Below are 10,926 nucleotides of genomic sequence, written 5' to 3' on the forward strand. Positions count from 1 at the left end.
CCTATTTGGCTTGGGTGACCTTCGCTGCATTTCTCAATTGGGAGATTGTCCGGCTAAACGGTCCGTTCGGCGGACGATAGACTTCGATGGATGCGCTGGTTTCAAGCGACTGGGTCGTCGATCTCGTTCTCGTCTTTATGTTCGTCGAAGCAGCGGGGCTCATCGCCTATCGTACGCTTACAGGACGCGGCCTAGCGCCTGTGTCCGTCGCATTAATGTTGCTACCCGGTGCATGTCTCGTATTTGCGCTGCGGGCTGTGCTCGATGACGCAGCAACCACAGTGGTGATCGCATGGTTGACATTGGCGCTGGTGGTGCATGTTGCCGATCTGTGGCAGCGCTGGAGAGGACTGTAAATAAAACAAGATGGCCTCTCTTAATTGTCAGCATTCATTGACAGTATGTCGGATCGGCATAGACTGTTTCTGTAGTAGAAAAAAGATTTCTAAGGCGCTTCGATTTCGACGAAAGCGCTATTTTCCGGGAGGAACCCCATGAAAGTCTCGGACATACTCAAGACAAATGGGTCAGCTGTTATCACGGTACGCCGGGATGAAACGGTTCTTGATCTCTCAGAGAAACTCCGACAAGAGCGCTTCCGGCACCTGCCCGTTCAAGATGGGCAAAAGCTGGTGGGCATCATCAGTATTGGTGACGTGATGAAGCATCGCCTGAGCGAAGTTCAGCTCGAGGCCGATGTCTTGCGCGACTATGCCCGAGTCCAGCGTTAGGAGGGCGTAACGATGGTTATGACGGTAGCGAATGTCCTGAAGATCAGGGGCAGGATTTACAAGACGGTCAAACCAACCGAAACGCTGCGAGAGTTTGCGCAGCATTTGAAGGAGGACCGAATTGGCGCCATGGTCGTGACCGAAGACGGCGATGCGCTCGACGGCATAATCTCGGAACGCGATCTCGCCTACGGCCTTGCCAAATACGGCGATAAACTTGCTGAGATGAAAGTCTCTGAGCTCATGACAAAGGTCGTCCTCGTTTGTTCGCCGGAGGACAGCATCGAGGAAGTCATGGACTTCATGACCCAGCGCCGCATACGCCATCTCCCCGTTAAAGAGGATGGAGAGCTGATCGGCATGATTAGTATGAGCGATGTAGTCAAAGCACACCTGACGGGCAGGTTGATGTCTGCCCGTCTGGCGTGACTTTTGTGTTCGCCGCGTAGCCTATTTCGGAATGGTCTTTAGATAGGCGATGATGTTGGCCCGCTCGGTCGGATCCTTAATCCCCTGAAAGGCGAGAGCCATCATTGACGTGGGCAAGAGCGCCTTGGGGTTTTCGAGCCACGCGTCCATATGTTCTTCGTTCCAGACGTAGCCCTCCTCACCAAGCTTCTTCATACCGGGCGAGTACGCAAAGCCTGGATAGGCGCCAGCCGTAGCGCCGATAATGCCGTTGAGCGGAGGCCCAATAACGGATTGCGCATTGGGACCGACTTGGTGACATGCTGCGCATTGGCCAAATACGGCCTTCCCCGCCTCAGGATCCCCTGCAAGAGCGGGGGCGCTAAAGCCAGCAATCAGCGCGATCCCAATGAGACTCTTTTTTACCCAGCTTCTCATGACTTAGCTTCCTCCGATCGGTTTCGTTATCTCCATCATTTCAGATTCGATCATAGCGGAAAACACCGAACGCCCCAAAGTGTGAAGTTGCGTCTGCAGAAGATTCATTAACGCAAGCCTATTTCAAGGCCACTAGCCGAGTGCGGTGCGAAAAAGCGCTTGTGCAGACTATGCAGCGTTGTTCTGCTGACGGACCTTTGCCCTTAAACGCGCGCGGACAGCCAGCTTCCGGAAAAGCGACAATCGATCGATGAACAGCTTGCCGTTGAGATGATCAATTTCATGTTGAATGCATACAGCGTCCATATCGGTTAGCACGTGCTCGAAAGAGTCGCCGTGCCGGTCTTGCGCACGGACGTGAACTTTTGTCGCTCGTATCACATTGCCGACAACGTCGGGGATCGAAGCGCAGCTTTCCTCGACAATGCCCCAGGCCGCCTTCGAGATAATCACTGGGTTCACATAAACTTGCGTCGCGGATGGCTGTCCTGATGCATTGGTGACGACCACCCGCTGCAGGATGTTCACTTGTGGTGACGAGAGCCCAATGATCTTGTTCGCGCCCAGCGTCTCCACCAGATCGTCGACCAAGCGCTCCAGTTTTTTGTCAAAGCGCGTTACCGGCTCCGACTTTTGCCGCAATGCTGGATCGGGGTACTCGAGAATTTCGAGGCGGGCCATCTCTGAACTCCGTCGTTATCGTCCTTCGGTATCGATCGCGTTCATGCCATCGGTGAAGGCAAGCTCAGGCGAACCGTCAGTCTCGGGACGAAAGTCACGCTGGGCGCGATACATCAGAGGAAATAGCGCAACGATCGTGACAACGAGCAGCGCGATTTCGAGGGCATAGACAGCGATGTAGCCGATCGCCACTGACGCCATGCCCCAGACCTCTCCTGTCGTGCCCACCGCTAGATTGATGAGATCCCGCATTGTTCCGCTCATGGCTAATGCGATGCCAGCCGCAGTCGCCTGCACCGCGCCCCACGCACCCAACGCTAATCCAGCTTGCTCTTTGGGCGCGCTGTTCATTGTAGCGGTCAAGGTTGCGTGCCCGAAAATGGCTGCGCCAAATCCGATCAGCAGATTGCCAATGAGAAACAGTCCGTCTTGGCCAAGCGGCCCTGCGATGATGACCAGTCCAAACGCCGGCAGTCCGATTAAGGCACCGGTCTGCGCGAGAGTGTACGGACTGCTGCCTGGCCTCAGAGCATGCGAAGCGTAAGCAAAACCGAGTAACCCGCCGAGCGCGAGTAGCGCCGTCAATTTCGTGGTTGCGGCCACGGACCAGTTTAAGACCTGTCCACCGTAAGGTTCGAGCAGAACGTCGGCCATGCCGAACGCCATAGTGCCGAGGCCAACAATGACCAGACGGCGCACAGCATGTTCGCTCTCGCAGAACGTCGCCCAAGACTCGCGAAATGTAGGATCCGGTGCTCGGACTGTTTGAACTTGGTGCCGCCGCCGCGGCTCCTGCTTCCACATGGCCACAGCGTTCAAAACGATCGCGCAAACGGCAGCGCCTTGTATCACTTGCACAAGCCGCCCCGGAGAGAAGTCAGCCAAGGCCATTCCGAAGACAAGCGCGCTGACCATCATGCCGATGAGTAACGTCACATACATCAGGCCAACGACCTTCGGATGAGATTCTGGTGGCGTCAGATCGGTCGCGAGCGCGAGCCCTGCAGTCTGAACGATATGCGCGCCCGCACCAACAAGCAGGAAAGCAAGGGCCGCCGCGACTTGGCCGATCCACGCCGGCGCATGCTGAGCATCGCCCATGCCGGCCAGCACAAGCAGGGCGAACGGCATGATCGCAAAGCCACCGAACTGCAGAAGCGTTCCCTTCCAGATGAAGGGGACGCGCCGCCATCCAAGCTCACAGCGGTGCGTGTCAGACTTGTGCCCTATCAGCGCCCGGAAAGGTGCGAAAAGTAGCGGCAGGGCGATCATGACGCCCACGATGGTTGCCGGCAGACCCAGCTCGACAATCATGACGCGATTGAGTGTGCCGACCAACAAGACCAGCGTCATGCCGACGGAGATCTGGAACAAGGAGAGGCGAAGTAAGCGGCCCAGCGATAGGTCGGGTGTGGCAACGTCCGCGAACGGTAAGTACCGGGGTCCTAGAGAGACCCATGCTGCCGCCAAACGTTGGCCAAGTCGTCTCATAGCTTTCTCCGCGACGATAATGCCGCGCCCACTGACGCCCCGGTGCTTAGTCCTTAATGATCGTCTTCCAGCCGAACAGGTTCGATAGAGGCGCAGGATTGTTCATGAGAAGCGGGATGCCGAAACTCGTCCTCCAATCCTTTTCCGGCTTGATTAGCGTCGGAATCCCAAACAGTGACGAGAGCGGGGTCGCGTTCTTGCTGAGGAGCGGCAGTCCGAAGCTCCGGTTCCAATTCCGTTTCGGCTTCGAGAGAACGGGAAGGCCGAAGAAAGACGAGAGCGGGGTAGAGTTCTTACTGAGCAAACGGATCCCGAATACTGAAGACAGGGACCAGTCGGAGTTTAGCAGTTGGGTCGACGACTCCACATTCGACAGAACGGGAAGGCCTAGCAATTCAGAGAAAGGGGCTGGATCGTCGTCAGCGGTGTAGCGGGAGAGCTTGTCGCTGTAGACGGTATCCGCGCTCTCCATGGTGGCAAGTGCGGCTTTGCCGCGACCGAAAGGCGCCTCCACTGATACGAGAGAATGTCCCTCTTTGAGGCTCCGGATACAGATCTTCGACTGTGCTTCCGGTAGAGTGCCGTCCTCTACCGCTGCATGAACGGTGTCACTCTCCTTGCCGGCAGCAAGGCTGGGTAGGAAAATGTTACTTTTGCGAAAGCCTGCTCTTGCAAGGCGCGCCACGGCGGCGTTCGCACCGCCCTCACTTGCATAAATGCGTACGTAAGTGGTCATGTTGTTTCACCGACATCCATGGCTGTGACACGCGCTCAACACGCGCGCCACAAGCCAAACCGTGCCCTGGTTGAGCTCACGCTCTGCCCGTTCAAATCATAAACAGAAAGGCCAAGCCTATCCGCCTGAGAAGAACGCCGGGAACCAAGTTGTGTTGTTCAGAATCGCAAAGTGGACCGTGAAGGAGATAAGGGCCACTGCACCGAGAAAGAGTGGAAGTCCAACCGTTGGGTTGACCACAGTCCAAATTCTACCTTGGTTCATTTCCGTTCCTCCTTAGCCGAGCCACGGCGTGTAGATGTAAGCAAGGACATGCGCGATCAGAGAAATCATGAAGAAGACGCGTGAGCCGTCAATGACGTGTTTATGAAGCTCTTCTGACTCTCGGACCGTCAGTCCAGTGGGCCAAATCCGATCTGGATCGTTCCGATCGGCGGTTTGCGTTTCTACGGCCATTGGAAAGTCTCCCCTGTTCGAGATAGCGCCCGCACATTGACTCACGCCACGCGAGGCAATCTTCGGACCGAGACAGTCTACATTTCGGCCATCTTATTGTCAATTTTGATTGTCAGTTACAACTGTCAATACTGATGTACATCAGTGTAGTCGCACGGTTGCAGCTGGCCGATCGCAGACGACTGACGACCAATCGTCTGCTTCTCATTAGCCGAGTGTTCCAGCTAGTCCGGGTCTTGCCGCTACGGCCGGGCCAGTTCCAACGACAGTTGATCGGCAGGGCCCTCAGCAGCTCTGCTCAATGCGCCGCTCTTCCGTCGCTTCTGCGGGACTCGCTGCTTGCGACTGCCGTGCTTCGACAGGATCTTGGCTGCCGATTCGCGAAAGCCCTCACCTTTGCGGGCAGATTAAATCCGCTAGCGTGCGTTTCGAGCAGCTTGGAGATAATCAACACCGGCATTGGGTAGGTTTTGTCGAGCAGGCTTGACGCCGATGTTCGCCAATGCGGGGAGCGTCAGGGTCCCAAAATGCCCGCGGCTACGTGATCAGATCGTTGACAAGCTTGGCAGACGACGCAACGCCTGGCAGTCCCGCGCCGGGATGGGTGCCCGCGCCCACGAGGTAGAGCCCGTCGACTTCCTCGCTCTTGTTGTGCGGCCGGAACCACGCGCTTTGGAGAAGCTGAGGTTCCATCGCAAACGCCGCACCAAGGTAGGAGTTCAGACGCTCTTTGAAGTCGAGCGGCGTGAGCATCCGGGACGTCACGATCACGTCCCGCAGGCCCGGCATCAGGGTGGCCTCAAGTCGCGCTTCGACTTTCTGCCTATACTCTTCGGCGGTTGTGGCCCAGTCGACACCCGATCCCAGATGGGGCACCGGGCTCAGGACATAGAACGCGTCGCACCCATCTGGCGCGAGACTGGGATCGCTCGCCGTCGGCCTATGTAGGTAGAGGCTGAAGTCTTCCGGCTGATGATGATTCGTAAAGATGTCTTTGAGCAAGCCCTTGTATCGGGGGCCCAGCACCATTGTATGGTGACCAACGTCTTCAAACTTCTTGTTGGTCCCGAAGTACCAGACGAAGAGGCTCATCGAAAAGCGCGAACGCTTGATTTTGTTGTCCGACCACCGCCGGCGTGGATAATCTTTAAGGAGACTGCCATACGTCATGGCCGGATCGGCGTTGGACACCACGATATCCGCTGCAATCTTCTCGCCGTCCACAAGCTCGACCCCAATCGCACGGCGGTCTTCAGTCAGAATCGTCGCGACTTCAGCGCTTGTGCGGATCGTGCCCCCGTGACGGGTAACAAGGCTCGCGATGCCTTTCACCAGCGCACCAGTGCCGCCGACGGCATAATGGACGCCGTGGGTGCGCTCCAAGTGCGCGATCAGACAGTAGTAGGCGGTGGCTGTGAATGGATTGCCGCCGATCAGAAGCGGGTGAAAGCTAAAGACAATTTTGAGCTTCGGATCGGTGAAGTAGTCGCTCACCTTGCCAAAAACAGTGCGGTAACCTTGTAATCGGATCAGGCCAACAAGCATCTTTGCTGTAAACATAAGGCTATGGAACGGCTTGTCGGCGAGTTCCGTGAACGCAACATCGAAAATGTCTTCGCTTGCTTTGATAAAGCGATCGTAGCCAGCGACGTCCTTTGGCTCGAACTTGGAGACCTCTTCGCGCATCTTCTCGGTGTCGCCCCAATAGCTGAACACCGTGCCATCGTCGAAGCGGATTCTATAGAACGGGTCGCACGGCTTGAGCTCCACATCGTCAGACATCGTGAAACCGCAGTCGCTCCAGAGATTCTCAAAGATATAAGGCGCCGTGATGATGGTGGGGCCGGCATCGAACGTAAATCCGTCTTGATGGTAGACATATGCGCGCCCGCCCACGGCATCGAGCTTCTCGAGGACAGTGACTTTGAAGCCGCGTGCGGCCAGTCGAGCGGCGGTGGCCAGGCCGCCCACACCGCTGCCAATCACCACCGCATGACGACGGTCGGCCTGCTGCATCAGTTTTCTCCCTCTGGACGCATCGTTTCTCAAACCTTGTAGTTCGTTTATATGGCACCTACGGCGTTATACTGGACGGCGCGTCAGACAGCCGCAAATTTCGCACCGTGGCGCGTACGTGCGATATTGGGAGGCCACGATGACTACCGTCCTTCTCACCCTCGGTCGTCTGCCCAAGGCGCTTGAACTCGCGCGATCCCTCCATGCGGCGGGCTGCAAAGTTCTTGTTGCTGAACCGTTCAGCCTTCATCTCACACGGCCGTCGCGTGCGGTAGCGAAGTCGTACCGCGTCACCGCCCCCAATGATGATCCAAGCGCCTATGCGGCGGACCTCACGGCGATTATTGATGCTGAGAATGTGGATCTTGTCGTGCCCATCTCAGAAGAGGTGCTCCATGTTGCACGGGTAGCAGCGGGCTATCGCGGCAAAGCGACCTTCTTCTGTCCGCCTTTCGAGGTGTTGTACGGGCTTCACAATAAGGCCGCGTTTGCTGAACTCGCCCAAAGCGTCGGTTTGGCTGTGGCAGAAACGGCCCGCGCCGGGACACTGGCCGCGGATGCTTTGCTTTCGGGTGGAGAGGCCGTAATCAAACCAGCGCTTGGTTGCAGCGGGGCCGGCCTCTCGTTTGTATCACCTGACAACCCACCGGACGAAGAGCAGCTCACTGAGGGCATGGTGGTTCAAAGGCGCATCCGCGGGCGCGAGGTGAGCACCCTCAGCCTCGCTCATGAGGGCAACGTGCTCATGAGCGTCGTCTACGAAGGTCTTGTCCATGCCGGGACCGTGGCGGTGGCGTTTCGCCGCTGCGAAGACTGTGAGGTCGCTGAGGCGTGGGTCGCCAAGTTTGTGGAGCGGACCGGCTACAGTGGCTTCATCGCGTTTGACATCATCATCGATGAGAATGGCGAGCCCTTTCCCATAGAGTGCAATCCACGTTTGACGAGCGGGCTCCACTTCTTTGACCACGCGTATCTTTCTGCGGCGCTGCTGAACCGTCAGCCATCGGCGCCCATGTTCAAACCGGTAAAGATCTTTCAAGAAGGCCACACGACACTTGCCATTGCATACAGTCACATTCTGCAGCCGAAGGCCTTCGTGCAGCGGTTCGGCAAGGTGTTCTCCACCCGCGATGTCCTCTGGTCTTGGCGTGATCCACTGCCGTTTTTGATGATGACGCCCGCGTCGTGGCCAGTCCTTCAAAGGACTCTCTTTGGCGGGAAAACCCTAGCCGAGGCGGCGACTATCGATATTGAGTGGCGCCCTGACAGCCCACCTCCGCTGCAGAGCTAGGTCTACCGCGCTCGCACCGTCATCATGATTTCGTTTCGCGGGCGCGTGGTGAGGCGCGCCGCAGGCCTCACCGCTTCGCCATTCTTGATGAAGGCGTCAAACCGTCGGGCGACGCTCCCGAGAATGAGTGTGCTTTCGGCCTGGGCAAAGCCGGCGCCAATGCAGGTGTGCGGGCCGAGACCGAACGGAATGTAGGTGCCGGGCACAACGTCCGCTTCTCGCTCTGGCATGAAGCGGTATGGGTCGAACGCGTCGGCGTCGGGCCAGAACTCACGGTGGCGGTGGACGATCCAGGGTGCGATCATGATCAAGGCGCCACGCCGAAACCTCACGTCCCCCAGCATTCCCGACCGCATTGCTACCCTCGGCATAAAGGTGATGGGCGGATAGAGGCGTAGCGTTTCACGGAAAATGCTGCGGGTAAGAGGCAGCTTTCGTACCGCATCAAATGTGATGGGGTCATCGCCCACCACGTCGTACACCTCGGAGCGCAGGGCCTCCATGATGTCGGGCCGCATGGCCAAGATGTAGAACGCCCAAGTGAGCGCGCTGGCCGTCGTCTCGTGGCCGGCCATGAAGAAGACGCCAAGTTGGTCGATCAACTCTTCACGCGAGAATGGTTCTCCACTTTCTGCATCGCGTGCAGCAATGACATGGCTTGCAATGTCGTCGTAGCAACCCCCGTCGTCTTTGAGGTGGGTATCGACAAGAGCGCCCAGGTGGCTTCTGATCCTGGCACATGCAGCAAGCACATCGTCCGCCTGCCGGACTTTTGCAAACGCCGGATCCATAATCAGCCGGCCAATTTTTACCTGTCCAACGTTGCGCTCGAAGATGGCGAAGTCGTCGAAGACATCTTTAGCGATGTTCGACTGGAGAGAGATAGAGAAGACCGTGCGGCAGATGATGTCGGCAGTGAGATGGCTCATCGCAAGATCGAGGGAAAAGGGTGTCTGTTCGGCTGCTGCCGCCGTGAGACGCTCCAAATAGTCGGCAACGGCGCCTTCCATTGCGGTGAAGGCGAGGGACAGTCGCATCCTGGAAAATGCCGGGTCGATCATCGCGCGTTGGCGCCGCCAGATCGCCCCGTCGGAGACAAAGATCGAATTGCCGATCAGCTTCTCGAGCGCCCCGACCATCAGGTCGCTTTTTGGAAAGATCTCTTCCTCGTCGAGCATCACCTGGCGGATAAGTTCGGCGTCGTTGACCAACTTGATGGACCGCCGCGAGTAGCCGAGTTCGCCCGCCTTCATCACGTAAGCCTGGGCTGGCAGAAGGCTCAGGAGGTCGCCATCGCCCTGCCATAGGGTCCTGACGAGGGCCGCAACGGGCGGCAACCTTGAGGGAAAGGGAGGGTAGAATAGTGTCGCAGGCTTCGTCATGCTAGATAGTGACTGCTCATCATTTCACGAGTGTTCTCTGCCATGACGCTCTATCACGCCTTCGAAGTGCTCATTGCCATACACATCACACTTGGTGCACCCGGCCTGTTATGTTTCTGGCTCCCTTTGATCGTCAAGAAGGGCGGGGCACAGCACCGCTTCTGGGGTCGCATTTTCGTTGTGTCGATGTTAGGCGCCGCCATCGCGGCGATGGGAATGGCAACCCTCAGCGTGATCGCGCCGATGCCAACACACCCTCACCTTATAGAACATCCCGAGTTTTCCGACCCCGAGTTGGTACGCGTCGTGTTCGGCTGGATGATGCTGTACCTCGCGATCCTCACCATCAATTTGGCTTGGTACGCATGGAGTTGTAGCCGGAACAAGCGTGATATGGCCTCAAATAGACGGCCATTGAATATCGCACTGCAGGTGATCCTGACCGTCGCGGCCGTCAATTGTGCATACCAGGGCTTCATGATCGGCCTACCGCTTCTCATGGGCTTTTCGATTGTGGGATTTGCGACGGTCGCTACCAACATACACTTCATGTATCGGCGGAACCCGCGCCCGATTGATTGGCTTCTGGAGCATATCAAGGCAATCATCGGCACTGGGATTTCTGTCTACACGGCATTCTTCGCGTTTGGCGCTGTGCGCATCATGCCCGAAGCGGCACTTTCGCCGGCCCTGTGGTCTGTGCCGCTGATCACGGGGCTGCTTCTCATCCTTTACCACCAGCGAAAGGTCTTGGTCGCCTACGACAGGCGACGCGCGACGGCTGTCCGACCGGCTAAGGTCGCGGTCGGCGCAAAGTAGTGGCCGTGCCCCACGTAGTGGTGATTGGCGCTGGGGCGGGCGGGCTCTCTGCAGCTGTGGATATGGCCCGGCAAGGAGTCGAGGTGACAGTCCTTGAGACCGCCGATGCGCCAGGCGGCAAGATCAGGCAGCATCAAGTCGCCGGGCAGCCGATCGATGCCGGCCCCACGGTTTTCACACTGCGCTGGGTTTTCGATGAACTCTTTGAAGATGCCGGCGCAAACCTCGACGAGGCGTTGACCCTGCGGCCTGCCACCTGTTTGGCCCGCCATGCCTGGCAGAACGGCAAAGCACTCGATCTGTTTGTGGATGTAGAACGCTCAATCGACGCAATCAATGCATTTGCCGGCAAGCGAGACGCTGACAGCTACCGGAAGTTTTGTGCCGACAGCGCCGCGCTTTTTGCGCTTCTGCGCGAGCCATTTGTGGTCAATCAGCGTCCCTCACAGCTTGATGTTATCCGCCGGGTTGGCCTCC

At 57.6% G+C, this 10,926-nt stretch carries 14 protein-coding genes; 6 read left to right on the top strand and 8 right to left on the bottom strand.

Features of this window, described 5'->3' with window-relative positions; translation table 11 throughout:
• Positions 1 to 86 precede the first annotated feature (86 nt).
• From AC33YF_RS11055 to AC33YF_RS11065, 3 genes are all read left to right on the top strand, one after another.
• Complete coding sequence (locus tag AC33YF_RS11055) at positions 87 to 356, top strand: hypothetical protein (protein WP_491777258.1); 270 nt, start codon at positions 87 to 89, stop codon at positions 354 to 356.
• Positions 357 to 494: 138 nt separating this feature from the next.
• A complete protein-coding gene (locus AC33YF_RS11060; RefSeq protein ID WP_491777259.1) occupies positions 495 to 731 on the top strand; it encodes a CBS domain-containing protein in 237 nt (78 codons plus the stop codon).
• 12 nt (positions 732 to 743) lie between these two features.
• Positions 744 to 1,160, top strand: a complete 417-nt coding sequence (locus tag AC33YF_RS11065; protein WP_491777260.1) for a CBS domain-containing protein — start codon at positions 744 to 746, stop codon at positions 1,158 to 1,160.
• Positions 1,161 to 1,181: 21 nt separating this feature from the next.
• Here AC33YF_RS11065 and AC33YF_RS11070 read toward each other — a convergent pair whose 3' ends face one another.
• The 7 genes from AC33YF_RS11070 to AC33YF_RS11100 form a co-directional block, all read right to left on the bottom strand.
• A complete protein-coding gene (locus AC33YF_RS11070) occupies positions 1,182 to 1,577 on the bottom strand; it encodes a c-type cytochrome (RefSeq protein WP_491777261.1) in 396 nt (131 codons plus the stop codon).
• 168 nt (positions 1,578 to 1,745) lie between these two features.
• Positions 1,746 to 2,258: a peptide deformylase gene (def, locus tag AC33YF_RS11075; protein ID WP_491777262.1), complete on the bottom strand. Its 513-nt coding sequence runs from the start codon at positions 2,256 to 2,258 to the stop codon at positions 1,746 to 1,748.
• Between the two features lie 15 nt (positions 2,259 to 2,273).
• Positions 2,274 to 3,749: a PucC family protein gene (locus AC33YF_RS11080; RefSeq protein WP_491777263.1), complete on the bottom strand. Its 1,476-nt coding sequence runs from the start codon at positions 3,747 to 3,749 to the stop codon at positions 2,274 to 2,276.
• Positions 3,750 to 3,795: 46 nt separating this feature from the next.
• Positions 3,796 to 4,485 (bottom strand): hypothetical protein, encoded by a 690-nt coding sequence (locus AC33YF_RS11085; protein ID WP_491777264.1) that lies wholly within the window; start codon positions 4,483 to 4,485, stop codon positions 3,796 to 3,798.
• Positions 4,486 to 4,602: 117 nt separating this feature from the next.
• A complete protein-coding gene (locus tag AC33YF_RS11090) occupies positions 4,603 to 4,749 on the bottom strand; it encodes a light-harvesting protein (RefSeq protein WP_491777265.1) in 147 nt (48 codons plus the stop codon).
• Positions 4,750 to 4,761: 12 nt separating this feature from the next.
• Positions 4,762 to 4,941: a light-harvesting antenna LH1, beta subunit gene (pufB, locus tag AC33YF_RS11095; RefSeq protein WP_491777266.1), complete on the bottom strand. Its 180-nt coding sequence runs from the start codon at positions 4,939 to 4,941 to the stop codon at positions 4,762 to 4,764.
• A gap of 537 nt (positions 4,942 to 5,478) precedes the next feature.
• Entirely contained in the window at positions 5,479 to 6,957 is a 1,479-nt protein-coding gene (locus tag AC33YF_RS11100; protein ID WP_491777267.1) for a phytoene desaturase, read from the bottom strand.
• Between the two features lie 139 nt (positions 6,958 to 7,096).
• Here AC33YF_RS11100 and AC33YF_RS11105 point away from each other — a divergent pair, with 139 nt between their 5' ends.
• Positions 7,097 to 8,248, top strand: coding sequence for an ATP-grasp domain-containing protein (locus AC33YF_RS11105; protein WP_491777268.1), 1,152 nt, complete (start codon positions 7,097 to 7,099; stop codon positions 8,246 to 8,248).
• 2 nt (positions 8,249 to 8,250) lie between these two features.
• Here AC33YF_RS11105 and AC33YF_RS11110 read toward each other — a convergent pair whose 3' ends face one another.
• On the bottom strand, positions 8,251 to 9,630 hold the full coding sequence (locus tag AC33YF_RS11110; protein ID WP_491777269.1) for a cytochrome P450: 1,380 nt from the start codon (positions 9,628 to 9,630) through the stop codon (positions 8,251 to 8,253).
• Positions 9,631 to 9,672: 42 nt separating this feature from the next.
• On the opposite strand from AC33YF_RS11110, the gene AC33YF_RS11115 reads away from it, so the two are divergent.
• Both AC33YF_RS11115 and AC33YF_RS11120 read left to right on the top strand, forming a co-directional pair.
• Positions 9,673 to 10,449 carry a hypothetical protein gene (locus tag AC33YF_RS11115; RefSeq protein WP_491777270.1) on the top strand — a complete coding sequence of 259 codons (777 nt, stop codon included), beginning with the start codon at positions 9,673 to 9,675 and terminating at the stop codon, positions 10,447 to 10,449.
• Positions 10,449 to 10,926: phytoene desaturase family protein (locus tag AC33YF_RS11120; protein ID WP_491777271.1), on the top strand; the 478-nt coding region annotated here is incomplete at its 3' end. The genes AC33YF_RS11115 and AC33YF_RS11120, both read left to right, overlap by 1 nt.

Source organism: Methyloceanibacter sp., assembly GCF_058506495.1.

Excerpts from the sequence above, each read along its gene's own strand:
- AC33YF_RS11055 (WP_491777258.1), top strand. The coding sequence starts at position 87 with ATGGATGCGCTGGTTTCAAGCGACTGGGTCGTCGATCTCGTTCTCGTC.
- AC33YF_RS11060 (WP_491777259.1), top strand. The coding sequence starts at position 495 with ATGAAAGTCTCGGACATACTCAAGACAAATGGGTCAGCTGTTATCACG.
- AC33YF_RS11065 (WP_491777260.1), top strand. The coding sequence starts at position 744 with ATGGTTATGACGGTAGCGAATGTCCTGAAGATCAGGGGCAGGATTTAC.
- AC33YF_RS11070 (WP_491777261.1), bottom strand. The coding sequence starts at position 1,577 with ATGAGAAGCTGGGTAAAAAAGAGTCTCATTGGGATCGCGCTGATTGCT.
- def (WP_491777262.1), bottom strand. The coding sequence starts at position 2,258 with ATGGCCCGCCTCGAAATTCTCGAGTACCCCGATCCAGCATTGCGGCAA.
- AC33YF_RS11080 (WP_491777263.1), bottom strand. The coding sequence starts at position 3,749 with ATGAGACGACTTGGCCAACGTTTGGCGGCAGCATGGGTCTCTCTAGGA.
- AC33YF_RS11085 (WP_491777264.1), bottom strand. The coding sequence starts at position 4,485 with ATGACCACTTACGTACGCATTTATGCAAGTGAGGGCGGTGCGAACGCC.
- AC33YF_RS11090 (WP_491777265.1), bottom strand. The coding sequence starts at position 4,749 with ATGAACCAAGGTAGAATTTGGACTGTGGTCAACCCAACGGTTGGACTT.
- pufB (WP_491777266.1), bottom strand. The coding sequence starts at position 4,941 with ATGGCCGTAGAAACGCAAACCGCCGATCGGAACGATCCAGATCGGATT.
- AC33YF_RS11100 (WP_491777267.1), bottom strand. The coding sequence starts at position 6,957 with ATGCAGCAGGCCGACCGTCGTCATGCGGTGGTGATTGGCAGCGGTGTG.
- AC33YF_RS11105 (WP_491777268.1), top strand. The coding sequence starts at position 7,097 with ATGACTACCGTCCTTCTCACCCTCGGTCGTCTGCCCAAGGCGCTTGAA.
- AC33YF_RS11110 (WP_491777269.1), bottom strand. The coding sequence starts at position 9,630 with ATGACGAAGCCTGCGACACTATTCTACCCTCCCTTTCCCTCAAGGTTG.
- AC33YF_RS11115 (WP_491777270.1), top strand. The coding sequence starts at position 9,673 with ATGACGCTCTATCACGCCTTCGAAGTGCTCATTGCCATACACATCACA.